Source organism: Rhizobium zaerense (assembly GCF_051810725.1).
Lineage (GTDB): Bacteria > Pseudomonadota > Alphaproteobacteria > Rhizobiales > Rhizobiaceae > Rhizobium > Rhizobium leguminosarum_I.
The window spans coordinates 4,026,859-4,052,432 of record NZ_CM132690.1 but is presented as its reverse complement, the minus strand read 5'-3'; the positions used below and the strand labels follow the sequence as shown (position 1 = coordinate 4,052,432).

At 60.0% G+C, this 25,574-nt stretch carries 29 protein-coding genes and 5 pseudogenes; 26 read left to right on the top strand and 8 right to left on the bottom strand.

Annotated elements, in window-relative coordinates:
* Positions 1-14: 14 nt before the first annotated feature.
* The 10 genes and pseudogenes from ACS4RR_RS19895 (at position 15) to ACS4RR_RS19850 (ending at position 9,220) form a co-directional block, all read left to right on the top strand.
* Entirely contained in the window at positions 15-989 is a 975-nt protein-coding gene (locus tag ACS4RR_RS19895; protein WP_456189198.1) for a phage major capsid protein, read from the top strand.
* 22 nt (positions 990-1,011) lie between these two features.
* Positions 1,012-1,797 (top strand): hypothetical protein, encoded by a 786-nt coding sequence (locus ACS4RR_RS19890; protein ID WP_456189197.1) that lies wholly within the window; start codon positions 1,012-1,014, stop codon positions 1,795-1,797.
* Between the two features lie 274 nt (positions 1,798-2,071).
* Positions 2,072-2,641, top strand: a complete 570-nt coding sequence (locus tag ACS4RR_RS19885) for a hypothetical protein (RefSeq protein WP_456189196.1) — start codon at positions 2,072-2,074, stop codon at positions 2,639-2,641.
* Between the two features lie 19 nt (positions 2,642-2,660).
* A pseudogene (locus ACS4RR_RS19880) lies at positions 2,661-2,783 on the top strand (endonuclease domain-containing protein); the annotation flags it as partial.
* A gap of 58 nt (positions 2,784-2,841) precedes the next feature.
* Positions 2,842-3,549, top strand: coding sequence for a phage adaptor protein (locus ACS4RR_RS19875; RefSeq protein ID WP_456189195.1), 708 nt, complete (start codon positions 2,842-2,844; stop codon positions 3,547-3,549).
* Positions 3,546-5,369, top strand: coding sequence for a hypothetical protein (locus ACS4RR_RS19870; RefSeq protein WP_456189194.1), 1,824 nt, complete (start codon positions 3,546-3,548; stop codon positions 5,367-5,369). Before ACS4RR_RS19875 ends, ACS4RR_RS19870 begins: the two co-directional genes overlap by 4 nt.
* Positions 5,366-5,782, top strand: a complete 417-nt coding sequence (locus tag ACS4RR_RS19865) for a GNAT family N-acetyltransferase (protein WP_222386112.1) — start codon at positions 5,366-5,368, stop codon at positions 5,780-5,782. The genes ACS4RR_RS19870 and ACS4RR_RS19865 overlap by 4 nt, the downstream gene beginning before the upstream one ends.
* Positions 5,748-6,752 carry a tail fiber domain-containing protein gene (locus tag ACS4RR_RS19860; protein ID WP_456189193.1) on the top strand — a complete coding sequence of 335 codons (1,005 nt, stop codon included), beginning with the start codon at positions 5,748-5,750 and terminating at the stop codon, positions 6,750-6,752. The genes ACS4RR_RS19865 and ACS4RR_RS19860 overlap by 35 nt, the downstream gene beginning before the upstream one ends.
* Positions 6,749-7,126: a hypothetical protein gene (locus ACS4RR_RS19855; RefSeq protein WP_456189192.1), complete on the top strand. Its 378-nt coding sequence runs from the start codon at positions 6,749-6,751 to the stop codon at positions 7,124-7,126. The genes ACS4RR_RS19860 and ACS4RR_RS19855 overlap by 4 nt, the downstream gene beginning before the upstream one ends.
* Before the next feature lie 57 nt (positions 7,127-7,183).
* Positions 7,184-9,220 (top strand): hypothetical protein, encoded by a 2,037-nt coding sequence (locus ACS4RR_RS19850; RefSeq protein ID WP_456189191.1) that lies wholly within the window; start codon positions 7,184-7,186, stop codon positions 9,218-9,220.
* A gap of 667 nt (positions 9,221-9,887) precedes the next feature.
* On the opposite strand, the gene ACS4RR_RS19845 is transcribed toward ACS4RR_RS19850, so the two are convergent.
* Positions 9,888-10,172: a hypothetical protein gene (locus ACS4RR_RS19845; protein ID WP_261321405.1), complete on the bottom strand. Its 285-nt coding sequence runs from the start codon at positions 10,170-10,172 to the stop codon at positions 9,888-9,890.
* A gap of 124 nt (positions 10,173-10,296) precedes the next feature.
* Between ACS4RR_RS19845 and ACS4RR_RS19840 the strand changes: the two genes are divergently transcribed.
* The 4 genes and pseudogenes from ACS4RR_RS19840 to ACS4RR_RS19825 all read left to right on the top strand — a co-directional run.
* Positions 10,297-11,628, top strand: a complete 1,332-nt coding sequence (locus tag ACS4RR_RS19840; RefSeq protein WP_456189190.1) for a hypothetical protein — start codon at positions 10,297-10,299, stop codon at positions 11,626-11,628.
* A gap of 2 nt (positions 11,629-11,630) precedes the next feature.
* Positions 11,631-11,990, top strand: a complete 360-nt coding sequence (locus ACS4RR_RS19835; protein ID WP_456189189.1) for a hypothetical protein — start codon at positions 11,631-11,633, stop codon at positions 11,988-11,990.
* A 288-nt stretch (positions 11,991-12,278) separates the two neighbouring features.
* Complete coding sequence (locus ACS4RR_RS19830; RefSeq protein WP_456189188.1) at positions 12,279-12,827, top strand: class I SAM-dependent methyltransferase; 549 nt, start codon at positions 12,279-12,281, stop codon at positions 12,825-12,827.
* Between the two features lie 124 nt (positions 12,828-12,951).
* Positions 12,952-13,552, top strand: a pseudogene (locus tag ACS4RR_RS19825) (hypothetical protein); the annotation flags it as partial.
* 148 nt (positions 13,553-13,700) lie between these two features.
* Here the strand turns inward: ACS4RR_RS19825 and ACS4RR_RS19820 are convergent.
* Positions 13,701-14,687: an acyltransferase family protein gene (locus ACS4RR_RS19820; protein ID WP_456189187.1), complete on the bottom strand. Its 987-nt coding sequence runs from the start codon at positions 14,685-14,687 to the stop codon at positions 13,701-13,703.
* A gap of 206 nt (positions 14,688-14,893) precedes the next feature.
* Positions 14,894-15,073, bottom strand: a complete 180-nt coding sequence (locus ACS4RR_RS19815; RefSeq protein ID WP_456189186.1) for a hypothetical protein — start codon at positions 15,071-15,073, stop codon at positions 14,894-14,896.
* A 36-nt stretch (positions 15,074-15,109) separates the two neighbouring features.
* Between ACS4RR_RS19815 and ACS4RR_RS19810 the strand changes: the two genes are divergently transcribed.
* The 6 genes and pseudogenes from ACS4RR_RS19810 to ACS4RR_RS19785 all read left to right on the top strand — a co-directional run.
* Complete coding sequence (locus ACS4RR_RS19810) at positions 15,110-16,036, top strand: methyltransferase domain-containing protein (protein WP_456189185.1); 927 nt, start codon at positions 15,110-15,112, stop codon at positions 16,034-16,036.
* Between the two features lie 116 nt (positions 16,037-16,152).
* Positions 16,153-16,407, top strand: coding sequence for a DUF7940 domain-containing protein (locus ACS4RR_RS19805; protein WP_456189184.1), 255 nt, complete (start codon positions 16,153-16,155; stop codon positions 16,405-16,407).
* Positions 16,382-16,821: pseudogene (locus ACS4RR_RS19800) on the top strand (lysozyme). Before ACS4RR_RS19805 ends, ACS4RR_RS19800 begins: the two are co-directional and overlap by 26 nt.
* A gap of 169 nt (positions 16,822-16,990) precedes the next feature.
* Positions 16,991-18,136, top strand: coding sequence for an acyltransferase family protein (locus tag ACS4RR_RS19795; protein WP_407768241.1), 1,146 nt, complete (start codon positions 16,991-16,993; stop codon positions 18,134-18,136).
* A gap of 101 nt (positions 18,137-18,237) precedes the next feature.
* Positions 18,238-18,492 carry a DUF7940 domain-containing protein gene (locus ACS4RR_RS19790; RefSeq protein WP_456189183.1) on the top strand — a complete coding sequence of 85 codons (255 nt, stop codon included), beginning with the start codon at positions 18,238-18,240 and terminating at the stop codon, positions 18,490-18,492.
* Positions 18,467-18,535, top strand: a pseudogene (locus ACS4RR_RS19785) (lysozyme); the annotation flags it as partial. The gene ACS4RR_RS19790 and the pseudogene ACS4RR_RS19785, both read left to right, overlap by 26 nt.
* 151 nt (positions 18,536-18,686) lie before the next feature.
* On the opposite strand, the gene ACS4RR_RS19780 reads toward ACS4RR_RS19785, so the two are convergent.
* Together ACS4RR_RS19780 and ACS4RR_RS19775 are read right to left on the bottom strand one after the other, a co-directional pair.
* The gene (locus ACS4RR_RS19780; protein ID WP_456189182.1) at positions 18,687-19,370 is read right to left on the bottom strand and encodes a methyltransferase family protein; all 684 of its coding nucleotides are present in this window, start codon (positions 19,368-19,370) and stop codon (positions 18,687-18,689) included.
* A gap of 127 nt (positions 19,371-19,497) precedes the next feature.
* Positions 19,498-20,034 (bottom strand): hypothetical protein, encoded by a 537-nt coding sequence (locus ACS4RR_RS19775; RefSeq protein ID WP_260298319.1) that lies wholly within the window; start codon positions 20,032-20,034, stop codon positions 19,498-19,500.
* Between the two features lie 247 nt (positions 20,035-20,281).
* Between ACS4RR_RS19775 and ACS4RR_RS19770 the strand changes: the two are divergent.
* From ACS4RR_RS19770 to ACS4RR_RS19750, 5 genes and pseudogenes are all read left to right on the top strand, one after another.
* Positions 20,282-20,526 (top strand): annotated as a pseudogene (locus ACS4RR_RS19770) (DUF7940 domain-containing protein).
* Complete coding sequence (locus ACS4RR_RS19765) at positions 20,501-20,965, top strand: lysozyme (protein ID WP_456189181.1); 465 nt, start codon at positions 20,501-20,503, stop codon at positions 20,963-20,965. Before ACS4RR_RS19770 ends, ACS4RR_RS19765 begins: the two are co-directional and overlap by 26 nt.
* Positions 20,965-21,327, top strand: a complete 363-nt coding sequence (locus ACS4RR_RS19760; RefSeq protein ID WP_456189180.1) for a hypothetical protein — start codon at positions 20,965-20,967, stop codon at positions 21,325-21,327. The genes ACS4RR_RS19765 and ACS4RR_RS19760 overlap by 1 nt, the downstream gene beginning before the upstream one ends.
* 19 nt (positions 21,328-21,346) lie before the next feature.
* On the top strand, positions 21,347-21,559 hold the full coding sequence (locus tag ACS4RR_RS19755; RefSeq protein ID WP_456189179.1) for a hypothetical protein: 213 nt from the start codon (positions 21,347-21,349) through the stop codon (positions 21,557-21,559).
* Positions 21,556-23,397 carry an SGNH/GDSL hydrolase family protein gene (locus tag ACS4RR_RS19750; protein WP_456189178.1) on the top strand — a complete coding sequence of 614 codons (1,842 nt, stop codon included), beginning with the start codon at positions 21,556-21,558 and terminating at the stop codon, positions 23,395-23,397. The genes ACS4RR_RS19755 and ACS4RR_RS19750 overlap by 4 nt, the downstream gene beginning before the upstream one ends.
* A gap of 30 nt (positions 23,398-23,427) precedes the next feature.
* Here ACS4RR_RS19750 and ACS4RR_RS19745 read toward each other — a convergent pair whose 3' ends face one another.
* Positions 23,428-23,553, bottom strand: coding sequence for a hypothetical protein (locus ACS4RR_RS19745; protein WP_260298901.1), 126 nt, complete (start codon positions 23,551-23,553; stop codon positions 23,428-23,430).
* 128 nt (positions 23,554-23,681) lie between these two features.
* Here ACS4RR_RS19745 and ACS4RR_RS19740 point away from each other — a divergent pair, with 128 nt between their 5' ends.
* Entirely contained in the window at positions 23,682-24,110 is a 429-nt protein-coding gene (locus ACS4RR_RS19740) for a DUF1515 domain-containing protein (protein WP_222386124.1), read from the top strand.
* Between the two features lie 132 nt (positions 24,111-24,242).
* On the opposite strand, the gene ACS4RR_RS19735 is transcribed toward ACS4RR_RS19740, so the two are convergent.
* Both ACS4RR_RS19735 and ACS4RR_RS19730 read right to left on the bottom strand, forming a co-directional pair.
* A complete protein-coding gene (locus ACS4RR_RS19735; RefSeq protein WP_456189177.1) occupies positions 24,243-25,034 on the bottom strand; it encodes a Crp/Fnr family transcriptional regulator in 792 nt (263 codons plus the stop codon).
* 172 nt (positions 25,035-25,206) lie between these two features.
* On the bottom strand, positions 25,207-25,443 hold the full coding sequence (locus ACS4RR_RS19730) for a DUF6894 family protein (RefSeq protein ID WP_026154058.1): 237 nt from the start codon (positions 25,441-25,443) through the stop codon (positions 25,207-25,209).
* Positions 25,444-25,574: the final 131 nt, after the last annotated feature.

Genomic DNA, 25,574 nt, shown 5'->3' with positions numbered 1-25,574 from the left:
CAAAGGAATGATCAATGCCCATCTCGCCCAACCTTTCTGAAATCGTGACCACGACGCTGCGCAACCGCAGCGGCACGGTCGCCGACGACGTGACGAAGAACAACGGTCTTCTCACCCGCCTGAACAGCCGCGGCCGCAAGAAGCCCATCTCCGGCGGCCGCACCATCGTCCAGGAACTACAATATCAAGAAAATGGCAGCTTCAAGCGCTATTCCGGCTACGATATTTTGAATGTGCAGCCCTCCGACGTCATCACGGCTGCCGAATACGACCTCAAGCAGGCGGCGGTCGCCGTCTCCATGTCGGGCCTCGAACAGCTACAGAACTCAGGCGAGGATGCGATCCTCGATCTGCTCGAGCAGCGCATCGAGAACGCCGAAACGACGCTGAAGAACAACATCGCGCTCGACTGCTATTCCGACGGAACGGCCGATGGCGGGCGTCAGATCGGCGGGTTGCAGTTGCTGATCTCGACCTCGCCGACATCAGGCACCGTCGGCGGCATCTCGCGCGCCACCTGGGGTTTCTGGCGCAACCAGAAATTCTCGGCCTCGGCCGATGGCGGTGCCGCCGCCTCGAACGCCAACATCCAGAGCTACATGAACCGGCTCTATATGTCCTGCGTTCGCGGCTCCGACGCGCCTGATCTTGTCGTCGCCGACAACAACTTCTTCCGCCTTTACTGGGAATCGCTGCAGGCAATCCAGCGCATCACCTCGGCGGACAAGGGCATGGCCGGCTTCCAGTCGCTGCAGTACATGGGCGCCGATGTGATCTTCGACGGCGGCTTCGGCGGCGGTGCGCCGCTCAATCAGATGTTCTTCCTGAACACCAAGTGCCTGTTCTACCGCCCGCACCGTGACCGCGACATGGCGCCGATCGGCGATGAGCGCATGAACACCAACCAGGATGCCTTCGTGCAGCTCATGGGCTTCGCCGGCAACCTCACCATGAACAACGCCTTCCTGCAGGGCGTGTTGTTCGCCTGATCGTCAACGAAAGGAAAAGCAAATGTCGGTCGCTTCAATCCAGTCCGATCGTCTTGGCGCGAACCCGTTCGTCGTCGAAGGCCCGATCGTTTCCGGCTCCGGTATCCCGGGCCCGAATTTCTCCCTCGGCGCTGTCGCCGGCGGGGACCGCGAATCCGAATGGGTCTATTGCCAGCTGGTGCTGGCCTCGCAGACGACCCTTCAGCCCGGTCAGTGGTTCCAGTGGACCCGGGATTATGTCGCCTCGCTGCTGACCACGGCAACTGCCGTCGTCGGCCAGCGCTGCGGCGTCTTTTCGGGTGCTGCCCAGCCTCCGGCACTGACCGGCGGCCCGGTCGGTGCCATCACCCTTCCAGCAGGCACCTATTACGTCTGGCTGCAGCGCAATGGTCAGGCGCCGTCCCAGGTGGCAACCGCAACGGCGGCCCTCGTCGTTGCCGAAACCACGACCACGGCAGGCCAGGCGAGCGCCCCGGCATCGGCCACGGCAACCACCAAGGCCATCGCCAACGTCAACTTCGCGGCGGCCAACCAGACGTTCACGGCAACCACGGTCAACGGCTCCAACCTGCTGACGAGCCTTTCCGGCCTGAATACCGGTTCCGGCCCGTTCATCGGTGCGGCCATTTCCGGCACCGGCATCGCAGGCGGAACCACCATCTCGGGCATCACCTACAGCCCGAGCGGCATCGTCCAGAGCATCACCCTCTCGGCCAACGCCACCGCCAACGGCACCGGCATCACCATCACCGCGACAGGCGTGCTCGAGGCAACGCTGATGCGTCCGTTCCTGTCGAAGGTGAACTAAACCACGTCAACCAACGGGCGTTTCGGCGCCCGTTTGGCTAACCTCTTTATGCGTGGCGTGCCCCTCATCCGCCTGCCGGCACCTTCTCCCCGTAAACGGGGCGAAGGGGATATGCCGCACCCTCTCCGTCCCCACCAACCTCGCGTAGGGCAGGTCCCCTCTCCCCGTCAGAACGGGGAGAGGGCTAGGGTGAGGGGCAGCCATCAGCACGACATCACAGCACGCGCTTCGACGCCCATTTCCTTTCCCCGCCATCAACAGCGAGACACGCACCATGCCCGACAGCAGCACCGGAATTTATGCCTCCTTCAGCCTCGAACCGGTCGAGCAGACCTTTCTGACAGAGAAGGAAGGCCGGCCGATCTTCGCCGACAAGGAATTCGTCCGCATCTTCATCTCCGGCGACAAACATACCGAAGTCTATCGCGAGGTGACGGACAACGACAAACAGCGCTTTTCCGACGCCTATAAGCGTTTCAAGGAAGGCGCTGCCGCCCGCGAACAGCTGACCGGCACGCCGCTGGCGCAATGGCCCTATCTCAAACCCAGCCAGATCAAGGAGCTGGAGGCGGTCAATATCTATACCGTCGAACAGCTCTCAGCACTCTCCGATACCAGCAAGCAGAAGATCGGCATGGGCGCCAACGAGCTCGTCGCCGCCGCCAAGGCCTATCTCGCCACCGCCGAAAACTCGAGTGCCGCCTCGGCCTTTGCCGCCGAAAACGAGCGGCTGAAGGACGAGGTGACGCGGCTGCAGGAGCAGATGAAGGAGATGGCCTTGCGCTTCGAGGCGCTCGAAAAGGACGGCGAGGACGGCAAAGGCCGCAGCCGGCAAGCGGCCTGATGAAGCCTCACAGCAAGCGGCCCCCTCATCCGACCCTTCGGGCCACCTTCTCCCCGCTGGGGAGAAGGGGTTATGCCGCGACGTCTCGACTCCCTCTTCTCCCCAGCGGGGAGAAGGTGCCCGTAGGGCGGATGAGGGGGCCACGCGGCACAACCCTCCTCGCCACGCCCACAGCTCTGCTTTGAACCGGAGATCCGCGCATGTCGCTCCTGACCATCATTCAGAATGTCTGCGCGGAAATCGACCTCGATCCGCCGACGGCCGTCATGTCTTCGGCGGATCCGCAGATCATGCAGCTGCGCATCCTCTCCACCCGTGCCGGCCGCGACCTGATGCGCGAGCATGACTGGTCGGCGCTGATGGTGCAGCGGCAATTCGCAACGACCGGCGCCAACCCGGAGCCGGCCGAGCCGCCCGCCGACTGGGACCGTTTTGCTGCCAATTCGAAGATCTGGAACGCCTCGCGCCTCTGGCAGCTGAATGGCCCTGTGGAGCCGCAGACCTGGCAGCGCAACACCATCCTCAATTCGAACCCGGTGCCTGAGATCTGGCGCATGGCCGGCGGCAAGCTCGACATCCACCCGAATGCTGCAGGCGAGACGATGGCTTATGCGTATATTTCCGGCTTCTGGGTGGCGCTGAATGGCGAGGCGACCTATGCCGCCAATTGGGCAAACGATACCGATACCGCCCGTTTCCCCGAAGACCTTCTCGAACTCTCGCTGATCTGGCGCTGGAAGCGGGCCAAGGGCCTCGACTATGGCGAGGAGATCGCCAGTTTCGAGCGATCCAAGGAAACCGCGATCGGCGCCGATCGCGCCGCAAGCGCCGTCGACCTCTCGCTGCCGGGCAGGGGCCAGGCGCCCGAGAATTATTGGCCCGGCACAATCACGGTATCCAAACCATGACCCGCAGACCTGTTCCTCAAAACGGGCGCACCCGCCGCGTTTCGCCCAGCAAAGACTGGATCGCGCCGATCGGCGGCTGGCGAACCGATGTCGAGATGGCGGATATGCCTGAAGATGCGGCGTTCCAGCTCGACAATTTCTTTCCCGAAGCCAACCGGGTGCGCGCCCGTTATGGCTTCCTCGCCTTCGCCACCGGCCTTGGCGCCGGCGTGCAGACGGTCATTCCCTATTCCGGCGTCGGCAACCGGCTGTTTGCCGCCGCCGGCGACAAGATCTTCGACGTGACAGCGGGCGGCGCCGTCGCTGCACCCGTCGTCTCCGGCATGGCAAGCGCCCATTGGTCGGTGCAGCAATATACCAACCCGGCCGGCCAGGGGTTTTTGCGCCTTGTCAACGGCCTCGACACGCCGCTGCTCTTCAACGGCACCGCCTGGACGAATAATTTTCTGGTGGGTACCGCAACGCTCGCCACCCAGAACGTCGCCGTCCGGAACACGGCCTATACGCTGAGTTTCTTCGGCACCGGCTTCGTCACCCTGTCCGGCGCCTTCACCGGCTCGCTGAACGGAACGGGCGTCGCCAACCGGGTGACGCTGACCTTCACGCCGGCGGCCGGCACGCTTGTCGTTACCGTCTCGGGGACGGTCACCAATGCGCAGCTCGAAAAGGGTTCTATCGCGACACCCTACGTTCCCTCGACGATGATCACGGGCATTCCTGACGCGTCGCCGTTGATTGCGGTGACGGCCTATCGCTCGCGTCTCTGGTTCATCGAAAAGAACTCGACCAATGTCTGGTATCTCGCCACCGACGCCGTCAGCGGCACGGCGACGGTGCTGCCGGTCGGCGGCGACATGAAATATGGCGGCACGCTGATTGCGATCAACGTCTGGACCATCCCGGTTTCGACAGGCCTGCAGCAATGCCTGGTGCTGATCTCCTCGGAAGGCGAAGTGATCGTCTTTCAAGGGTCCGATCCTTCGAGTGCTGCCAATTGGGGCCTGATCGGCACCTTCAAGCTCGGCCGGCCGCTCGGCACCGATCGATGCCTGCTGTCGGTCGGCGCCGATCTCGCGATCATGACGACGGATGGGATCGTGCCGATCACCAAGGCCGTGCAGCTCGATCGCGGCGCCACCAGCCTCGGCGCGATCACCGCCAAGATCGGCCCGACCTGGCGCGAGACCGTTGCGGCGACCGGCACGACCTCTGAGGAGTGGCAGCTTTCGAGCTTCCCGGCGCGGCAGATGGCGATCGTCAACCTGCCGTCCTCCTTCGGCCCCTATCAATATGTGATGAACACCGAAACCGGGGCCTGGTGCCGCTTCGTCGGCATGCCGGCCTCCTGCTGGGCGACATGGCAGGACCGGCTGTTCTTCGGGGCTGGCGACGGCACGGTTTATGAGGCCGAAGTCGGGGCCAATGACAACGGCGTGGCGATCGACGCGCTGATGGTCGGCGCCTGGAGCCGCTATGGCGACGGCCTCTCGACCAAGCTCTCGAAGCTGATCGGGGTGACGGCGCAGATCGGGGTGTCGACGCTGATGTATGCCGGGATCTCGGTGGACTATCAGACCAAGATTCCGACAGTCCTTCTCTCCTCGATCGAGAACAATGCGGCGGCGAAGTGGGGAACGGCGGTCTGGGGTGTCGCGAAATTCCCCGGCATTTCGCTCGTCCGCAAATTCGCCTCCGCCGGCGGCGCCGGTTCGGCCCTGGCGCCGACGATCTGCGCGCTGATCTCGGGCTCATCCGGCTCCGTCTCGGAAGCGGCCGTCGTCGGCGGCTCGGTGCTTTACGAAAAGGGCGCGCCGATTTGATCGTCTCCGAACCGCGCGAGGAGATCGCGACCTGGGTCGGCAACAGGATCGGCGTGAGCTTTCATCCGCCTTACACCACGCTTGCCCATATCGACCGCGGCCGGATCATCGCCGGCTTCGTCTTCAACGTCTGGACCGAGCATGACGTCGAGGTCTCGCTTGCCGCCGACCGGCTGACGCTGACGCTGATGCGATCGGTCTTTCGCTATGTCGTGCATCAGCTCGGCTGCGGCCGCGCAACCGCAAGGACCCGCGCCGACAATGCCGGAGCCCAGCACGTTCTGGCAAGGCTCGGCGCACGCCTGGAAGGCCGCCAGCAGGCCTACTTCGGCGACTGCGACGCGCTGCTTTACGCAATCATGAAAAAGGATTTTCCCTATGGTCTCCACGCCGAAGGCCCCAAAGGCGCCTGATCCGACACAGACCGCAGCGGCGCAGACGGCCACCAACGTCGACACCGCCATCGCCAATGCGGGGCTCAGCCACACCAACCAATACACGCCGGATGGCGCGCTGGAATACAAGGTCAGCGGCTACCAGACGATGACCGACCAGAACGGCAAGACCTATCGGCTGCCGACCTATTCGGCCTATCAGACCTATTCGCCCGAGAACCAGGCGATCTACGACCAGACGCAGCAGACGCAGCTCGGCCTTGCCAGGCTCGCCAACGACCAGACCGGCAAGATTTCGGGTGTGCTCGGCACCAATGTCGACCTCAGCGCCGGCAATGTCGACAAATATGTCAACGATCACTGGCAGTCCGGCTTCAACAACCAGTGGGACCGCGATCAGGCGAGCCTCGACCAGAGCCTGGCCGATAAGGGCATCTCGATGGGTTCTGCCGCCTATGACAATGCGCTGCGCGATTTTTCGACGCGCAAGCAGGCCGCATCCGACCAGTATCTCGGCGATATGTATTCGAATGCGCAGAATTCGATCCTGACCGAGCGAAACCAGCCGTTGAACGAGATCTCGGCGCTGATGTCGGGCTCGCAGGTCCACCAGCCGAGCTATGTCAACACGCCGACGACGCAACTGCCGACGGTCGACCAAGCTGGCCTCATCAATGAGAATTTCAATCAGAAGATGGGTCTCTACAATCAGCAGCTCGCCCAGTCGAACGCCGCGATGGGCGGCCTGTTTGGCCTTGGCGGCACGCTGCTCGGCGGCTGGGCGAAATCCGACCGGCGGCTGAAGGAAGACATCAAGCGCGTCGGCACGCTGGATAACGGCCTGCCGGTCTACGCCTTCCGCTACAAGGACGGCGGCCCGACGCAGATCGGCCTGATGTCCGACGATGTGCGCGAGCTCCATCCGGACGCGGTGTTCGAACACGCAGACGGTTTCGACCGCGTCGATTACGAAAGGGCAGCCGTATGATCCCAACCATCTTCGGCGGCGATACCGGCAAGACACAGGGTGACCTCAGCGACCAGCGCAAGCGGCTGGCCTACGCGATGTTGCAGCAGGGCATGGATACGAGCCCGGTGCAATCGCCGTGGCAGGGCGCTGCGCGGCTTGCGCAGGCGCTGATGGGTGGGCTGGAGATCAGGCAGCAGAATGAGGAGCAGCGGGCGGGGGCTGCCGCAACTCCCGCCGCGCCGATGGGCGCGCCTTCAACTCCGCCGGCGAAGGCTGCCGGCCTCCTGCCATCACTGTTCGGTGTATCTAAAGAGACGGCACCTGGCGCAACTGGCTCGTCGATCCCGAAAACGAAGCTACCAGGAAATGTCGGCCTCCCAAGAATTTCCTAGCCCCGGCAGGGGTCCCGGTTGATGTATGGGCGCGATGACGCCAGCGGAGCGTAAACTATGACAGAATTGACACCTGAGCAGATGCAAGCCATTGCCCGCGCGCGAGCCCGGGTGCAGCACAGGGAACCCCAAGATCAGCCGCCGCAACTACCTTCCGGGCGTCATCTAACGTATGAGGAGGGGTTGGCGGCTCTCGAAACTGGGGGGCTCTACGGCCAGGCCTTAACCGGCCTGGCTGGCGTCGTCGATGGCATACCTATTGCCGGCCCATATCTTCTCGGGGGAGTGAAAAAGGCAGCCGCTCATCTCCGTCCCCTCCTACACGGAGGGAGTTATGAGGATCAGCTCCGGGTTGTGAACGCCCGTGATCAAGAGGCCAAGATTGCGCATCCTAATGTCAACACAGCAGGGGAGATAGTCGGTGCGGTTGGTGGAACTATTCCGGCCGTCGTGGCTGCACCCGAAGCATTCGGCGCTGCCGGGGGCGGCATGTTGGCGCGCTCGCTGGTCTCGGGCTTGACCGGCAGCGGTATTGGTGCCGCGGACGCTCACGTGAGGAGTGGCGGCGATCCCGAAAAAACTCGCCGGGGTGCAATTGAAGGGGGACTGCTTGGACTAGCTGGTCCCTTAGCAGGGGAAGTCATCGGAGCCGGTGTCAAAGCAAGTGCCCAGGGCGTAAAGGCTCTCACGCGCGCGCTCCTTGGAGACGAGGTGGCCTCAAAGCCGGCGCGGGATATGCTAGCAGACCTGACCACGGATGCTCGCAATTGGCTCGCGAAGAACGTTTCTGATGCGGATAAGCTTGCGGCGAGTCGTGACCGTTTCGACAAGCTCGGATCTGAGGCGATGCCAGCAGACGTCTCGCCAGAATGGCGCGGCGCCGCCAAGAGCGGTGCAACCCGGGAACCCACGCGGAGCAAGGTCGTGGATCCTCTGAATGAGCGTGGCTCTATGGCAGGTGCCCGTCTCAGGTCGGACTTCGAGACAAACCTTGGGCCAGATCCTGTCCCGTCTGCTATCGACAGCGAATTGGACGCGGCTCGGGAACAGGTGGAAAACCTTCGCCCTGCGGCGGTTCGCGGGCAGCCGCCTTACGATTTCACATCGATCGCGAATGATCTGGATAACTCGATCCCGTACCTGCGCGATGATGCCCAGGGTAAGCTTGTTCGCGTCAGGAACATGCTCAATGACTTTGGGAAAGACACCGTCGCCTCCGATCCAGCGATAGCGTTCGCGACACGCGACGCAATCGACGGTATCTTGGCGAGTGAGAAAAATTCAAAAGTCATCAGCGTGCTCAAAAATGCCCGTGGGACGATCGACGACGCTCTTGCTCGAGCTGTCCCTGAGATGAAGGCCATCGATGCGCAAGTTGACGAGTTGGGCCGCCAGAGGGCGGGGCTGGCCCAGGGGCAATCCGTTCTCGCCGATGGGCCGCGCGCCATGCACCCCACAGAGCTTCAGGAGAAACTGGTGGCGGGTGCCGAACCGCAGGGTACGCTGATAGGTCCTTCTGCGGAGTCGGCGCGCATGCGGCAGGGAACGCTTGGCGACATCTATCGTGCGGTTGGAACCGAAGCCAGTGATATGAACGCGCTACGCAAGATCGTTCGCGGCAAAGGCGACTGGAATCGCGAAAAACTGGGCATGATGTTCGGGCCAGAAAAAGCCGATGCGTCACTCAATACCATCGATCGCGAAGCCCTTTTTGCCGACACGGCAAATGGTGTAACCAGCGCAGCTGACACGGCAAGGCAGGCTGGGTTTGAGAAATATCTCGGCGAGGTATCCAAGGCTCCAGAAATTCCAACGGATAAGAGCTGGACCGACCTCGGCCTGACCGCGGCTCGCCGTCTCGCGCGATCCCTCATTGAGGGGAATGCAGGCGCCCACGCAGCTCGCGTTGCCGATGAAGTCGCTCCGTTGAGTGTGCTTCGCGGGGACCAGCGTGATGCGCTAATGGAGGCGCTTAGCCGCCTGGGACCCGAAAACATCATCGACCAGCAACGCATGGCGCTGATCAACGCGCTCGTCCAGGGTGGTGGGGGGAGAGCTGCCTATCCGCTCTTGCCAGGCGAGGAGCATAAATAATCTCCGCCACCCTCGAAGATCGGAAATTGATCAACCGCCCACCTGGCGGGGCCTGTCCTGAGCGGGGATCATGAGGCAAGCGTCACATCGTGGTGAGCATCGCCACGATCTTGATCGCTCCGTGTGACGGTTGGTTCTGCTCGTGATCGCTCGCGCATGCGGCAAGCGAAATTACACGATTCGGGGCCTCGCAATCCGCCGGGCCTTTTTCCTCTGGAGAAGGTGAATGCCGAGAAACCCATCCACCGGCGTCTATTCCAAACCCACCGGAACGACACCCTCTGTCGGCCAGGTCATCGACCCCGAGGCCGGGATTTCGAGACCCGCGGGGGACGATGAACCATCTCCGCGAACAGCTTGCGGTACCGGCCGCCGAGAAAGCGGCTGCACTCGTACGCGCGCTGTTGCTTGCTCGGCAGCAGCAAAAATAGCGGTGGTGGCTGGTGAGCTATCCCCGCAGATCTTCCCACAATATGGCAACCCCTAGTGCCATCACGCTTATCGGTATGGCCCAGATGATCAATTTGACGGGTTGGCCGGCGTACAGGAACATGTAACCGGCCGCTGATGCTCCGCCGATGGCCATCATCGCCCCCAGTGTCATGGATATGAATTTCCTCATTAAAAATCCTTCCTGGAAGCTTGCGGGCCTGAGGGGTACATGATGTCAGCGGTTATCAAGGACGATCTGGATCCGGATGGCGACCAGCAGCAATGTTGCCAGCGTGATCATCAGGCCGAGGGTGGCGCCGGGCAGGCAGGTGGTGCCGTTGAAATAAAGTCCCTCGCAATTAGCCCGCGCCTGCTTCCATATAAAAAAACAGGCCGGCCCTGCCGTCAAAGCGCCGGCGAGAAACATGGTCAACTCGATCGGAAACTGATCAACCACCCACCTGGCGGGGCCTGTCCTGAGCGGGGACCATGAGGCAAACGTCACGACGGCGATGAGCATCGCGACGATCTTGATCGCTCTGTGTGACGGTTGGTTCGGCTTGTGATCACTCTGCATGCCGCAACCGATACTATACGATTCGAGGCCTCGCAATTCGCGCGGCCTTTTTCTTTGGAGAAGGTCAATGCCAAGAAACCCATCAACCGGCGTCTATTCCAAGCCTGCCGGAACGACACCTTCCGTCGGCCAGGTCATCGACCCCGTGCCTTGGAACGCGCTGACTACCGACCTCGGCAACGAAATCACCAACTCGCTGCCGCGGGACGGCTCGGCGCCGATGGTCGCACCCTTCAAGGCGGCAGGCGGAACGGTGTCCGCTCCTGGCCTCGGCTTCGCCTCCACCCCGCAAACCGGCCTCTATCTGAGGGGCGGCGGCCTGCTTGGGTTCACCCAGAACGGCGTCGACGTCTCGTTCGATCAGGCTCTGGTCTATGCGGCGAAGTCAGGCGATTACACCGCGCTTGCATCCGACGACAATGCGGTTCATCGCTTCACCGCGGCCGCGACACTCACCCTGACTCCAGCGGCAACGCTCGGCGCAAACTGGCACTATTGCGTCATTGCCGACGGCGGGGACGTGACGATCGATCCCAACGGGTCGGAGACGATCGACGGCGCGGCCACGCTTGTCGTTCCGAACGGGTATTCCACCTTCATCGTCTGCAGTGGGACAGCGTTCTTCACGGATAAGCTGATTGCCAAGATCCAGGCTAGATCGGAGATCAACAACGTCATCGGGTGTGAGACCGTCTATGTATCCAGCACTTCTATTCAAATGAAAGCCGGCGAGGTGTTCTTCAATTCCAAGAACGTCGTCTATGCTTCCGCGCTGACAAAATCCCTGTCCACCACCTTCACGGCCGGCAATAACGGCGGGTTCCTTGACGCTGGCGTCATTCAGGCGAGCAAAACCTATTTTGTTCACTCTGTGCGCAACCTGACAACAGGCGTTGGCGATTGGGTTGCAAGTCTGCAATCTGACCCGGCGCTCGTTTCAACAGGAAATCTTACAGGTTGGGAAGTTGTTGGGCGCGTAAACGTCGTCTTGACCACGTCTGGCAATGTCATTCGCCAGTATGTTCAGGATGGTAACGAATATCGAGTTACTGCCGCCGTGCAGGAGTACAATGGTTCTGGCATAGCTGCTAACGACATACAGCCTGTTGGCGCTCCAGCCGGGATTACTGCCGAAATTTATTGGCTACTTGCAGTTAATTCTGCGGCCAATTCATCCGGCGAGCTTGGCGTGGGGGCTGATGCTGTCACAACTCCTGTTGCAGTCTTCAATGTCAACGCGGGCAACACAGCACAAGCGGGTCGCGTATCTGCTCGCAGCCGATCGCGATCAACGGGGATTGTAACCTTTTACGCCATCACGACGGTTGGTAGCGTATCGTACACATTGCGATCAAATGGCTTTAATGACTATACCGTGCCGCGCCTGAATGGAGCTTGATCATGACTTTGGTTTACGTGACGCGCGACGAAAATGGCGTAATCAAAGGCGTGTTCGCCGGCAGACAGGAAATCGCACAAGAGGCGATCGATGACCTAGCCGAAGAGGTGCAGGCATTCCTTCACCCGCAGGCTTCGGTCTCTTTTGTTTCCGCCCGACAGTTCAAGCTCCACCTCCTTGCGTCTGGGTTGATCGACGCCGTTGGCGTGTGGGTGGCTCAACAACCCCGAGAAGTTCAGATCGCGTATGAGTATTCCGGGATATTCGTCAAGGATAGTCCGATGATATTGGCCGGGTTCGCTGCCATGGGATTTTCCGGTTCGCAGATCGATGCGTTCTTCGAGGCGGCGTCGAAAATATGACGGCGGGGCCGCTAAAACATATTGGCAACTAACACCCATTCTATCTAAAGATGCGTCATCATTAAGAGGGCTTGAACCTTGAGGCGCATACATCCCCTGATCATCATTCGAAATTTCATCCGAGACTTCGCTGAAAACAGAGCCATCAGAAAAAGATATAGGTCATGGCTCCGCGCATCTAAAGCAGCAAAGTCAGATTACCAAGCGGAGGTTCTGACACGTTTTAGAGCCAAACGGTCCCAAGCCATAGTAGGGCATGAAGAAGATTATGTTCGGCCGGTGGCGGAGTTGATCGAGATCATGTCGGATGTTTCCGGTGCGTTCGTGGATTTCGGTGGGTCTGCCGGCGAATCGTGCTCCGTTCTGCATCGGAAGTTTCCGGCAATGTCATTCGTCGTGATCGAAACGCCAGCAATGGTGAAGGCTGCGGCAAAGCTTCGGCCATTGATCGCATTCTCAAGCGAACTGCCGGATCGTATCGATATTTTCTATAGCAGCGGCACATTCCAATATCTGGAAGACCCGTATGCGCTTTGGAAGCACGGTCTCTCCAAGACGACCGGTTATGCCTTCCTGGCGCGGAACACCTTTTCTGAGACGGAGCAGTTCAGGGTTCAGCATTCGATGCTGTTCAACAACGGCGCCGGCCCGATCCCAGAAGATTTCAAAGATGTTGTCGTCCGATACCCGCACAGGACCATTTCAGAGCGGCGTCTGATCGATATCGCATCTGGAGCAGGCTTCGAGCTGGTAAGTCGCATTGCAGATAGAAATGGCGGCCTCATCCAAGGCGCCAAAGGCATGTACGGCGCCGATCTGCTGTTTAAGAGGCGGTAGACCGCCACCGTGAAAATTCAATAGCAGGGCGCTCTTCGGGGCGCCTCTTTCTTTTCCGAGAAATGGAGACTTCTGCTCCCCCCTCTGTTGGCGCGTCCTCGCGCGCTCCCTGTCGCTTTAGTGTGCTGCCGGAACGGGCGCGGGCGGTCTCGATGCCGGCGCCGTCGCAGCAAATGCGACATACTTCGCCTATGCGTTGCGCAAGGACGCCGACCTTGTCTTTCGACATGGCTTTCCCGACCTCGCCGACGATCGGCGGCATCACCACGACACTGCTCACGGGCTACATTGTGAAATGCATCGGCGTGGTGTTGACCGATGGGAGCTCGAACATTCGGCCGTTTGTCCTGTATCCGCGTGGCGAATATACCTTCGTGACGCCGGTCAAGGACGTGATCGGTGGCGCTATCTCTACGAGTTCTGCACTCATTGCGCTGACGGTGCCGAATGGAGCGCGGGTTAAGGCAAAATTGAGATTCCAGTATACCTCTACTGCCACGACGGCCTCCGCGCTCTTTTCAGGCCCATCGCAGGGGATACTGGCTGCAAGCATCGGTAATGACGGCGGCAACGTCGGTGCTGTCCAGGTTGCCAGCAACTATGCCATCGGCTCAGCGGATATATGGACAAACACGAACAAGCAGATCCGCCAAGTCGCGGGCGCAGCCGGCACTATATGGATGTGGACCGATGGTTTCTATTTCCCGTGTGGGAGGGCTGCATAATGCCTTTTGAAATTCCGGCTAATGCTTCGCCGCGCTGGTCTGCTTGACGTCGTGAAGTCATGGGTGGCCCAGCAGGACGGGAAATGCAGGGTGCCCCTTCGTCAAGGACAGCCCGATGATGGCAGCAGGGTTCGCGGCCACGGGTTTTTCAGCCGCCGAAATCGACGCTTTCTTCCAAGCGGCGTCGAACCTCTAACTGCTCCATCTTTGCTTTGGCACGGCGCGCGGCGGCATGGCACGGCTTCTCGATCCATCGATAGAAAGGATAGACCAGAGCAAGGGAAAGAGCGCAGACGATGATCGGCGCCGTCACGATTAAATCAACTACAGCCGCCGCTATCGCGTGGACGAGGTAAATCGAGAAGCAAGCGGCGCCGATCTTTTCCAGAGACCTTATTGGGCCTCGATCTGTCGCGGTCCTGATCTCTGCCAGTATCCAGCATCCCGCCAGCACTGAAAACGGCACCATCGTCAGATAGAAGCCAGCGCCCGTATTCGTCGTCGCCCAATAAAGTGCGGAAGCACTTGCGGCAGTCGCGACACGCCAGCCCCAAACACTGCCAGGTAGTTTCAGGCGGTCGAGATTTTGGGCGAGATAACAGCCAAGCAGCCAGGCAGGTAGCCCGACGACCCAATTGAGCTGCGGCCCGTATTTCATCGCGTTCCCATATTGGTCCGAGCCGAGACCAATTGCTACGCCGTAGGAGGCGATGACCGAAACGGCGATAAGAACCGGCCATCCGATCCGGCGCGATATCGGTAAGATCAGCGGGTACAGGCAATAGTAGACGGCTTCGCAGACGACGGACCAGAGAATGTAGCCGTCGATCGGATTGTAAGCCCTCATGCCCATGATGTGAGCCAGGATGAAGGCGGCGGTCGCGGGCGGCACGATCCGGATAAACCGACCGGCAAGGAATGGCGCGACCTGGAGGCCACGGAACCGATACGGGTAGTGGATGCAGAAGCCCGAAACCACAAAGAAGGCGATCACGGCAGGGTGGCCGGTGAATATGTATCGCGAGATCCCAGGCATCGACGGCCCAAGCAAATGCGCGAATACCACAGACAGCGCAGCAACTGCTCTGACGGTATCCAGGCCTTCGATCCTGTTTGAACTCGGAAGTGACCGCATTTCGCCAAGTAACCGCTAAGCGAAAACTTTAGCAATAGATAACTATTAGTGTACCTCATGGTACCTATATCGCCCATCAACAATCCGGAGACCACTCCCGTTCTCGTCAAACAATTGGCGCGAGGTGACATCCTGCGCCATGTGGTGCGAGGCAGGTCGCTCATTCAGCGAATGTTGTTGATAGCCTTTGAAGTAGATCGATCCTCTCAGGCGACGGGCTTCGTCCGGTCGGCCGCACACTCCTGGCTTTCGGACTCTAGCAAGTGGACGAGGGCAAGTCGAATGCCCTCGATCTTTTCGCTGTCGGAGAAGCCTTCAATGGAATAGAGGGATTCGAGAGTTGACGAAATCAAATCGTCCCGCGGCTTTGGCTGAAGTGGCGGCATCTTCGTCTCCGATCCATACAAATTTCGAGAGTTCCAATGGCGTTTGAAAATTTCAATCAACTACTGAATGTTTTTTGGCTTCGGCCTGAAACTGCTCTCTGGCGGTACTTGGATATCGAGGCGATGCGAGATTTTGAGTTTATCGGTCGCTCACTCGATTTCGGCTGCGGCGACGGCCTGTTCTCATTCATCAGGGCTGGCGGCGAGTTTGATCCCCTCTTTGATGCGTTTCAAAAGACGGCCAACCTTGATCGATTTTACGAGAAGGTCGACGTGTTCGATGCCTATGACGATAGTTACGCGCCACTAGTGGCAAAGAAGCCGGATTATCAGATTGCTGTTGGCTTCGACCACAAGCCAAATTTGCTGAAGAAAGCGGCTGGATTGAGTCTTTATGCCGAAACGGTTGTCGGCGACGGAAACGAGCCTCTGTCGTTTGAGGATGATAGTTTCGATACGATCTTCTCCAACATAGTTTATTGGCTGAATGATCCTGCAACTGTGATGGCAGAGCTTTGCCGAATACTGCGACCCGGCGGGCAATTGTGCCTGATGCTGCCGAATGCGACTCTTCCGGACTACAGCTTTTTCAATCGCCTATTCGTGCAAACCAAAGATCCCGCGTGGAGCTGGCTCGACGAGCTTGACCGAGGCCGTTTGAGCGACAACATCAAACAGGCAGCGAGCGACGAACAATGGCGGGAAATCTTCGAGTCTGCCGGATTGAAGGTCCGTCGTCACTCGAACCATTTGTCGAAACACATTATTCAGGCTTGGGATATTGGGTTCAGGCCGATGTTCCCGGCATTCTTAAAAGCGGTGGAGGCCATTCCGGTCGACAGGCTAGCTGATGTGAAGTCAGAATGGGTGGAATCGCTGAAGCGGTTCGCAGTGCCATTCGCGGCGACTGAGATTCACGATAATCCGGCCAACGCGTTCCACTGCTACGTCCTCAGCAAGTAAGCTATGGTGAATGCCCTACGGCTCAGAAAGGGTCATACAGGCACAAGTCACGGATCTTCAAGGCGGTTCTTCGGAGCCGCCTTTTTCTTTGCCTAATCCATAATTCGGAGCCCCCCATGCTCGTCCATAACTGGCGCGCCGTGCTGCGGCGCGCCTGGAGCGTCCGTCTCATGACGCTGGCGCTGCTCTGCATCGTCCTCGAGCCCGTCTACACCTTCGTCGCCGCCACCTGGGTGTCGCGCAACGTCTACATCCAGCTCGCCATGTCGGCGATCACTGGCCTCATGGCCGTTGCGGCGATCATCGCCCGCATCTTCGTTCAGCAGACAATCTCAGGAGATCTGAATGGCAAACCGCCTGCAGACGGGTAGTGCCGCCGCGGCCATGGCCGTGGCGCTCGTCGGATCGTTCGAGGGATTGCGCCAGAATGCCTATCCCGATCCCGCGACACGGGGGCAGCCGTGGACGATCTGCTATGGCAGCACCAATGGCGTCAAGCCCGGGGATTACAAGACGGTGGAGCAGTGCAAGGCGCTTTTGGCGCTGGAGCTTAAGACCTATGCGAGCGGCATCGAAAGCTGCGTGCACGTGCCCCTGCCGGATGCGCGCTTCGTGGCGCTGACCTCCTTTGCCTATAATGTCGGCGTCAAGGCGGCCTGCGGTTCGAGCACGGCCAAGCTCATCAATGAGGGCAGGACGGCCGAGGGCTGCGAGGCGCTTTTGAAGTGGAACCGCGCCCCGGCATCGTCTTTCCCGGTCTGACCCGGCGCCGGCCTTTGGACTAAGAAGGCGATCGACGGCAGTCGACGCAGAGGCGGCCATAGGGGCAGCAAGCGTCGTCAACTGGCCATCGTGATGCACCGCATACAATAAACTCTGACGCGGCTAACGTTTAGGAGCACTTTCAATCCCGGCAGGATTGCGTTATTCCGCCGAGAGACGGAGGGATTGGACTTGGATGCTCCTGCACATCGAGAGTTAGAGATACAGGCGCGCGGTCGCATACGCGGCTTAGATGGACTTAGAGCAATATCGCTACTTCTGGTGCTGATGGCTCATTGGTCACCGCTTCCCTATCTTAACAATGTCGCCGAATGGGGGAGAGGCGGGCTCGTAGTGTTCTTCGTCATCAGCGGTTTTCTGATCACGAGAATACTTGTCGACTTAGCCGGCCGAAGGCGTGAGGTTGAGGGCGTACAGCTTCTCAAGGGCTTCTATGGCCGCCGATTCTTCCGCATTCAACCCATCTATTATCTGGCTCTCGCATTTGTCATTTGCATAGGGCTGAATGGCGCTGTGCGGGAGGATGTGATTTATCACGTCTTCTTCGTGCAGAATCTTTCAAATGTGTTGCTAAGAAGCGATATCGGAACTTATGGACCAGCCGCCCCTTGGTGGTCGCTTGCGGTTGAAGAGCAGTTCTATGTTTTCTGGGCGCCGATCGTCATCTTTCTTCGGCCGAATGCTTGGAGGCTTTCGCTATTGGGAGCATTTGCCCTTGCGATCGGCTGGCGCGCTTTTGCCTGGCATGCCGATCTTGGGCAGGCGAATGTGCTCGTCACATTCGGAAATCTGGATTCGCTGGCTGCTGGCGCAGCGGTCGCCATCATCATTTCGACAGGCCGGATTACGCCCGCAGTGTCGCGCTGTTTCTCCGCAATTCTGACGGTTGGCATCGCGGCACTTTGCCTGCTGTCATTGACGGAGATGAGCGAAGGTATACTCGCGTTTCGGACGAGTTTTGTTAGCAAAGTACTTGCCGACGTGCCGGTTTATATGATCGCTTCATCGCTAATATTTTTCTTCGCTGTCCGCAGGGCGACAACCGCAGCGAAGGTGTTGGAAACCCCGGTTCTAGTGTTCATAGGCAAGCGTAGCTATGGTGCCTATGTCTATCATCAGGTCGTGAACTACACGTTCTTTTTCTTCGTGACACCCCGTTGGCTGGAGCCAAGTTTCGGCGTGAAGCCTCAATTGCATGGTCCCAGTGAGTTCTTAGCTTTCACGGCAATAACGCTGCTGCTCGCAGCCCTGTCCTATAAATACATTGAGCAGCCGATATTCAGGCTTCGTGATCGGATCTATCCGACCACTCGATAGCGTTCGTTGAACATGTCGCCTTGCTGAATAACCAAAACACGTCTCCCGTCTCCACCCAGGAGCCGGGTGCTTCGCCACGTCCAAAGTGCGGAGGCCACCCCATGCTCGTCCATAACTGGCGCGAGGTGCTGAAGCGTGCCTTGTCGGTGCGCCTCATGGCGCTTGCGCTGCTCTTCATCATCATCGAGCCCGTCTACACCTTCGTCGCCGCCACCTGGGTATCGCGCAATATCTACATCCAGCTCGCCATGTCGGTGGCGACAGGGCTTCTCGCCGTTGCGGCCATCATTGCCCGCATCTTCGTCCAGCAAAAAATCTCAGGAGACTTGAATGGCAAACCGCCTGCAGAAGGGTAGTGCCGCCGCGGCCATGGCCGTGGCGCTCGTCGGATCGTTCGAGAGAGGATAAAGACCCATGACGATTTACAACCCAGATGATTATGGAGCGACCGGGGATGGTGTGACCGATGACGCCCCGGCCTTTGCCGCCATGACGGCTGATCATCTCCATTCTGGCGTTGTCGCCTCTCGGCCGGAACCTAGCGAGGAAATCATCCAGTGGCCGTGGCGCGTTTGCCGCGCATGGGCAAAAACGGAATCACCTTGGGGACGCGCTCGGCATATGACCCGTAGTCTGGAAATGCCGCCCGGAGCACCGTCTCTTCGTTACTCATCCGGCGAAGTTGCAGGCACCAATGCACGATTCCGAGAAGTACCGTCCACTGAGAAAAGCTGAATAGGATCATTCCGATAATGAATATCTCCTCGGTCAGATAGAGCGGGTGCCGGACGATGGAATACGGCCCCGTTGTGACCAGAGCTCTTGCACCCGGTGCTATGCTGAAACTGCGGCCGAGGATCGCAAGCATATATGCCGATGAAAAGAAGCCAATGATCATCAAAACCATTGCGGCAAGGCGCGCAGTATCTGGCAACACCATTGGCGGAGGCAGGAAGGCGATCAGCAGGAAGAGGAAGGTGCCTGCGATCGCCGTCAGGTATGGTTCAACGCCGCGCGCAGATCGTACTTGGGGCATTCTCGTTAAGGTCACGACACACATCATGCCGATAAATAAGACCGCAGCGATCTCAGCTATCAGGAATACGACGCCCCGGGACGGATAGTCGCCGGTCGTCATCGTCCGCGCAATCTTGGTCCACACAACTAGTATTGAATAGGAACAAATGCCAATCCGGCCGATGACATCTGCAATAATCAAGTGTCGATTGCTCATTGGTGTCCCCGCGTTGTTTGAACGCATCTTCGCACGGTTGCGGAAAATGGCAATCGCAACCGGCAAAATTGGTGAATGCCAACTATTGGGGATGTAACTTACACCGACGCGCCGCCGTCGGCGTCTGTCAATGCAACGACACGCGATGCGCCAGCAGCCGATCAATTCTGGCCCGGATGCGGATGCGGCGGATGATCTCGGCGTGAGTGAAAAGGCAGGCGAGGGCGGCCACGACGATCAACGCGGTTCCGAGCAGCGCTGTAGGCAACGGCAGTGACCAGTCGATATAACCGGCGGGGAGTGACGCCCCACTGCGACCTGCTTCGGCTGTGCTTGCAGCGGCATTGGCAAGCACCAGCCCAAGCAGCGCAACATGGGCATGAACGAAGCGTGTCCTAAGAAACCGTTTCGGATGAAAAGCAAGATAGACGCCGAAAATCGCCATTGACGCAAACGCAATGAGAAGTTCCCACGCCCCCATCCCCGCCGCGCTAAGTAACATAAGGGGTAAGCGCAACACCGGCAGCATCGTCAGGTACAGCGCCCAAGCAAACGGGCGTGATGGATACATGGCCAGCAGTAGCATGCTCGCGGCAAATAGCGCACCGATGGCATAGACCAAAGCAGGTCCGAGACGAACAAAAGTCAGAACGAAGACACGCATTCGCTTTCCTCCTTCGGAAGGCCTCGTGGTTCTGGGCAGAATATTCGCAAATGCTTTAGCGGGGCTTGCCGCTCGACCAGCGCCGCATGAATGACTCCGGCTGCGGAGATTTGCAACCTTCCACAAAACTTATCCACCTTAACGAGGCGATTTCATGAACATCGACGGCACGCCGCTGCGGCTGTTGCTCTTCGTCGCCTTCGGAACCTGATCACGGCTTAACCCCTCCAAACATCGGAGACGTTCCATGCTCGTCCATAACTGGCGCGGGGTGCTGAAGCATGCCTGGTCGGTGCGCCTCATGGCGCTTGCGCTGCTCTTCATCATCATCGAGCCCGTCTACACCTTCGTCGCCGCCACCTGGGTATCGCGCAATATCTACATTCAGCTCTGGCGACAGGGCTTCTCGCCGTTGCGGCGATCATCGCCCGCATTTTCGTCCAGCAAAAAATCTCAGGAGACTTGAATGGCAAACCGCCTGCAGAAGGGTAGTGCCGCCGCGGCCATGGCTGTGGCGCTCGTCGGATCGTTCGAGGGGTTGCGGCAGAATGCCTATCCGGATCCGGCAACCGGAGGGCAGCCGTGGACGATCTGCTATGGCAGCACCAATGGTGTGAAGCCGGGGGATCACAAGACGGTGGAGCAGTGCAGGGCGCTGCTGACGCTGGAGCTTAAGACCTATGCGAGCGGCATCGAAAGCTGCGTGCGCGTGGCCCTGCCGGATGCCCGCTTCGTGGCGCTGACCTCCTTTGCCTATAATGTCGGGGTCAAGGCGGCCTGCCGTTCGAGCGCCATCAAGCTCATCAATGAGGGCAGGGCGGCCGAGGGCTGCGAGGCGCTTTTGAAGTGGAACCGCGCCGCCGGCATCGTCTTTCCGGGCCTGACGCGGCGCCGGCAGAAAGAGCGCCAGTTCTGCCTCGAGGGCATCTGATGTTCTCTATCCTCGACACGCTCAAGATGGGCGCCGGCATCGCCGCCGGCCTGATGCTCTATCACCTCTACGCCGTCTCGATCGGCTATCCCTCGGCGGCAAGGCAGGCGCGCGCCGGCTATGTCCTTGTTGCCGAAAAGAGCGCAGCCGAGGCCCAGGCGGCCGAGATGGAGCGCCAGCGCAACGCGGCGTCACAAGCCGGCGAAGAGCACCGCAAGCGCCTTGCCGGCGCACAAGCCGCCGAGCAGGCCGCCAGAGACACACTCGAAATCGAGATCCAATCCTATGAGCTTCAGCTTTCGGAAAAGAACCGCGCTTGCGCTGTCACTGCTGCTGATCGTCAGTGGCTGCTCCGCCACTGAGCGATTGAACAAGGCGGCGATGACGAGGGGGCAGGCGGCGGCCGGCGTCACTCTGCCACCATTGCCCAATGATCTGCGCCGGCAGGAAGCGCATGCGCCTGTCGTCGAGGGCGAGGCTGTCATCGCCATCCTCGCCCGCGAGCGCCAGGCGCTCGACCGCGCCAATGCCCGCCAGGGGCGCATCGTGCAATTCTACGACGACCTCACCAATAGATATGGAACACACCGATGATGAACGCCATTTCGCTCGCCCTTGCGAATCCGATGCTGAGCGGTGGAGGCGGGGCGGGCGGCGACCCCGATCGCTACATGTTCTTCGCGACCCGCAACCGCATGCCGTCTGGAAACATCGTCACCGCCGCATCCGGCGCGAATTATGTCTGCAGCAAGATCGTCGTCAACACGCCGCAGTATAAGACCAGGAGCTTCCGCTTTCACCTCTCGGGCTTCGCCTCGACAGAAGGCGGAAATTCGCCGCAGGAAACGGTCGTCACCGGCACGATCGGCACGCCGGGCAATTCCGTGGTTGCCGACGCAATGTTCATCAGGGCAGCCGACGTCTTCTACCAATGCACCTTCGCCGGCCTGAACACGGTGACCGTCGCTGACCAGACGAACGGCGCCTGGACGGACGAGCTGACCATTCCCGATGTCGCCCCGGAAAGCGAAATCGAAATCTGGCTGTTTTATCATACCGCCGTCGGCGAGAAGATCTGGCCGGTCTACCGCATCCAGAAGCACCGCGGCGAGCGCGTCTGGGGTGCGGGCGATCTCGCCACGCTGCTCGCCTTCAAGGACACCCCGCTTGCCGACAGCACGGCCGCACTCGATAGCAATTACGCGACCGTTACCCAGCCGCAATATTACGGGCCTGACTTCATGGTCGCCAAGGGCGATTGGGATGGAAGGCCGGTCGCCCTTGCTGTTGTCGACAGCCTGGGGGAAGCGCGCCAGCAGTTTTCCGCCGCCGCCGATGCGCGCGGCAATCTCGGCTGGTTTCGCCGCTGGCTCGATAGGGATGGCGGCATCGGCCGCATTCCGCATCTGCTGATCGGCATGCCGGGAAACGGTTCCGTGCGCGAGCTCACCGGCACCGGTGCGGCGATTGCGACCCGGCGCTGGGCCATTCTCGACGAGATCACCGCCTTCAACAACAATCAGAGTCCGTTCACCGTCATCGCCAACCAGATGGGACAGAACGATACGGCGGCGACCTACACGCAGTTTTTCAACACCAATTACAGAAGCCTGATCACCAGGCTTCGGGCGCGCTACCCCGGCGTCAAGATCGTCGCCTTGCCGCCGCTCGGCCGCACCGTGTCCACCCGCACGGTCACCTTGACATCGGTCGGCACCGTCGTCACGGCAACGATCGCCTCGGGCATCAACGGGCTTGCGACCGGCCAGACGCTGTCGATCTCGGGCGCTGCGCAGACGGAGTATAACGGCAATGTGGTGATCACGGTCACCGGGCCGAACAGCTTCACCTATAATTTTGCCGGATCGGCGACATCGCCCGCGACCGGCACGATCACCGCCAACGATCTCTATCTCAGGGCCGCCTACCAGAGCTTTTCGGCCAACAACACCTGGCCGGCGGACGGCACGGATGCCTCGGGCAAATGGCGGCTGCGCGCCGATATCCTGGCGAAGACCTCGGCCTGCTGCGACGATGCGATCGATACCTATGCGGCCTGGGTCTCCGCTGAAAGGGATGGCGCCTGGCCCGGCATGCTCGAGCTGCCGAGCACGGCGGTGACCCTGCAGTCGGGAACGGACGGGGTTGCGACCTACACGACGATCGAAGTGGCGGATGCCGGCATCTTCGCGCCGGAGCAGGAGATCAACACCTATGCCGGGCCGGATGGTATCACCCGCCTGTCGACCACGTCGATCGGCAGCATCTCCGGCAACACCCTCACTATCTCGATTCCGCGCTCCACGGTCCTGCCGGTCGGCTCCATCGTGCGCCCGAGCGTCACGCCGGATGGCGTCCATCCCTATGGCGCGGTGATCGACCATGTCGTCAACGGCATTCCCCAATCCGAAAAGCTGAAACTCAATCCTTGAGCGGGCAAGCGAAAGAGGCTTTTCGCCTCGTCACTTCGGCTCCGGCTGCTGGATGACCGGCGGCGGTGTCTCGCTCTTGCCGCTGCCTTGAATGAACGGCTTGATCAGCGGAATGCTCAGGATCGACGCGACCATAACCCCGATGATGATCATCAATAACATTCTCATGACCTTGCCTCGCGCCATACCGATCGACGCTATCTTGCGGCATGTAAACTTCTACGCAAAATCCTAGGATTCAACATTCTCCGGTTGAAAACGTTCCATCCCCAGAGGGGAGATAGATGACATCCAATGACGATATCCTCCGCGCCCTCGGGCGTGTCGAGGGAAGGCTGACCGGCATCGAGGACAACGTCGCGCTTCTGCGCAAGGAGGTCAGCGACGAAAAGGTGAGTGCCCACGACAGCCGCGCCGTGCTCCACAAGCGGCTCGACGAGCAGGCCAGGCAGATCGCCCAGCTCGATACAAGTGTGGCGATCAGCGGCGGTGCGGACGCGCAAATTCGCGAGGAAATCAAAAGCCTCAAGGACACCGTCGAGAAGAACCAGGAGGCGGTCGCGCCGGCGCTTGACGAGTGGAAACGGATGAAGACGATCGGTTACGGCATATCGGGGCTGATCGCCTTTGCCGGCCTGACCGTTGGCGGCGTGATCGCCTATGCGAGCGACGGCGCGGTAGCGGCGCTCAGGCACTGGTTGAAGATCAATTGAACCGCGGCCGTCGGTTTTGCGACAACGACAGCTGTAAAAACAAAGACTGAAGCGAGAGGAGCAATCTAAAGATTGCGAGGCGGTTCAGAGCCGCGCCAGCAGCCACCTCATCAATCAGCGGGCGAAGCCTGCTCAGCGGAGTTTGCTAGATGCGATCCCCGATTCTTTCCCCCCCCCCTTCAAATTCAGCTCGAGGGAATGAACCAGCTGCCTGCCGTAGCCTTCGATCAGCCGCTCGTATTCCTGCTCCGGCACGCCGTAGCAGCCGCCTGCGATCTCGATCAGCTTGCTGCGGTCCGTGATGCGGACGTTGCCGCGTGTCGATCTGATCGCGTGCATGCCTTCAAGAATGTGCAGCTCATCGGTGACGCTCGCCCGCCTGACGCCGAGCATCAGCGCCAGGAATTCGTGCGTCAGCGGCAGATCATTGCCGTCGATGCGGTCGTGGCACATCAGCAGCCAGCGGGCCAGCCGCTGATGCATGTTGAATTTCGCCGCTGCCAGCGCGCTGTGGGCAAGCTGCAGTTCGCAGGTATGCACATAGCGCAGCAGCAGTTGCCGCGCCTCGGGATGGTCAAGGATCGGAAGAAAATCCTCCGTGGCTACCTGAAGCCCGTGACCGGCCACCTGCATGAAGGTCTTGTTCGGCGTTCGCTCGACGCCGAGGACGACGGGGTATCCGGCGATGCCCTCGCGTCCGATGTGGCGGATTTCAACGCTTTTGCCGTCGGCGCTTTCCACAACCATCGAGGCGAGGCCGCTTTCAAGAAAACAGACATGCTCGATCGGCTGGCGCGGCCGCACGAGCGAATGGTTGACGGGAAGGTCGATGGGCTCGAGAAGCGGCGCGAGAAGCTCGAAGGCATCTCGCGGAAACGAGCGCAACAGCCTGTTCTTCACTCCGCTCTGCATCATCATCGTCATGATTCCAAACCGCCTGCTGAATGACAAACGCGAGGTTAATCCCTTGGTTCAGGGATTTCACCTTCTGTGCGGTTTTGACAATTGCAACGACCGACAATGTCTTGGAGAGCCGCAGCGCGACACCGAGCCAATCTCCTGCAGCGCGCTGCCCGCTGCCGCGCGTTTGTGTGATTTAGTCCAGGCGAATAGCGGATCGGAAGGGGACTGTCGCGACCAGCGAGCCGTCCTCAGTCATGATCTCGAACGCACCTCCGTCTGCCGGATCGCCGGTACGGATCCTCTCCGCAATGATCTCGCGGGCGGAAAGGGTTGCTTCCTCGCAAGCAAGTTCAGGTGAAGCGAGGTCAATGCCTTCCGAATCTTCCTCGAAGACATCATTCCTGCGGACGTGGAAAAAATATCTTGGCAACTTGTGTTCCTCCATCAATTGAGATGGCCCGCCTAACTCCGCTTGCGACAAATTGTTCCTCCCGGTCTTCAGACGAGCGCCACCCCAGGGGACCGAGCGTTGTTACAAAAAACGCCCCACCAAAGCGGGGC

Bases quoted from the DNA above. Each gene is read 5' to 3' on its own strand.
- ACS4RR_RS19895 (WP_456189198.1), top strand. From the start codon at position 15: ATGCCCATCTCGCCCAACCTTTCTGAAATCGTGACCACGACGCTGCGC.
- ACS4RR_RS19890 (WP_456189197.1), top strand. From the start codon at position 1,012: ATGTCGGTCGCTTCAATCCAGTCCGATCGTCTTGGCGCGAACCCGTTC.
- ACS4RR_RS19885 (WP_456189196.1), top strand. From the start codon at position 2,072: ATGCCCGACAGCAGCACCGGAATTTATGCCTCCTTCAGCCTCGAACCG.
- ACS4RR_RS19875 (WP_456189195.1), top strand. From the start codon at position 2,842: ATGTCGCTCCTGACCATCATTCAGAATGTCTGCGCGGAAATCGACCTC.
- ACS4RR_RS19870 (WP_456189194.1), top strand. From the start codon at position 3,546: ATGACCCGCAGACCTGTTCCTCAAAACGGGCGCACCCGCCGCGTTTCG.
- ACS4RR_RS19860 (WP_456189193.1), top strand. From the start codon at position 5,748: ATGGTCTCCACGCCGAAGGCCCCAAAGGCGCCTGATCCGACACAGACC.
- ACS4RR_RS19855 (WP_456189192.1), top strand. From the start codon at position 6,749: ATGATCCCAACCATCTTCGGCGGCGATACCGGCAAGACACAGGGTGAC.
- ACS4RR_RS19850 (WP_456189191.1), top strand. From the start codon at position 7,184: ATGACAGAATTGACACCTGAGCAGATGCAAGCCATTGCCCGCGCGCGA.
- ACS4RR_RS19845 (WP_261321405.1), bottom strand. From the start codon at position 10,172: ATGCTCATCGCCGTCGTGACGTTTGCCTCATGGTCCCCGCTCAGGACA.
- ACS4RR_RS19840 (WP_456189190.1), top strand. From the start codon at position 10,297: ATGCCAAGAAACCCATCAACCGGCGTCTATTCCAAGCCTGCCGGAACG.
- ACS4RR_RS19835 (WP_456189189.1), top strand. From the start codon at position 11,631: ATGACTTTGGTTTACGTGACGCGCGACGAAAATGGCGTAATCAAAGGC.
- ACS4RR_RS19820 (WP_456189187.1), bottom strand. From the start codon at position 14,687: ATGCGGTCACTTCCGAGTTCAAACAGGATCGAAGGCCTGGATACCGTC.
- ACS4RR_RS19815 (WP_456189186.1), bottom strand. From the start codon at position 15,073: ATGCCGCCACTTCAGCCAAAGCCGCGGGACGATTTGATTTCGTCAACT.
- ACS4RR_RS19810 (WP_456189185.1), top strand. From the start codon at position 15,110: ATGGCGTTTGAAAATTTCAATCAACTACTGAATGTTTTTTGGCTTCGG.
- ACS4RR_RS19805 (WP_456189184.1), top strand. From the start codon at position 16,153: ATGCTCGTCCATAACTGGCGCGCCGTGCTGCGGCGCGCCTGGAGCGTC.
- ACS4RR_RS19790 (WP_456189183.1), top strand. From the start codon at position 18,238: ATGCTCGTCCATAACTGGCGCGAGGTGCTGAAGCGTGCCTTGTCGGTG.
- ACS4RR_RS19780 (WP_456189182.1), bottom strand. From the start codon at position 19,370: ATGAGCAATCGACACTTGATTATTGCAGATGTCATCGGCCGGATTGGC.
- ACS4RR_RS19775 (WP_260298319.1), bottom strand. From the start codon at position 20,034: ATGCGTGTCTTCGTTCTGACTTTTGTTCGTCTCGGACCTGCTTTGGTC.
- ACS4RR_RS19765 (WP_456189181.1), top strand. From the start codon at position 20,501: ATGGCAAACCGCCTGCAGAAGGGTAGTGCCGCCGCGGCCATGGCTGTG.
- ACS4RR_RS19760 (WP_456189180.1), top strand. From the start codon at position 20,965: ATGTTCTCTATCCTCGACACGCTCAAGATGGGCGCCGGCATCGCCGCC.
- ACS4RR_RS19755 (WP_456189179.1), top strand. From the start codon at position 21,347: ATGACGAGGGGGCAGGCGGCGGCCGGCGTCACTCTGCCACCATTGCCC.
- ACS4RR_RS19750 (WP_456189178.1), top strand. From the start codon at position 21,556: ATGATGAACGCCATTTCGCTCGCCCTTGCGAATCCGATGCTGAGCGGT.
- ACS4RR_RS19740 (WP_222386124.1), top strand. From the start codon at position 23,682: ATGACATCCAATGACGATATCCTCCGCGCCCTCGGGCGTGTCGAGGGA.
- ACS4RR_RS19735 (WP_456189177.1), bottom strand. From the start codon at position 25,034: ATGACGATGATGATGCAGAGCGGAGTGAAGAACAGGCTGTTGCGCTCG.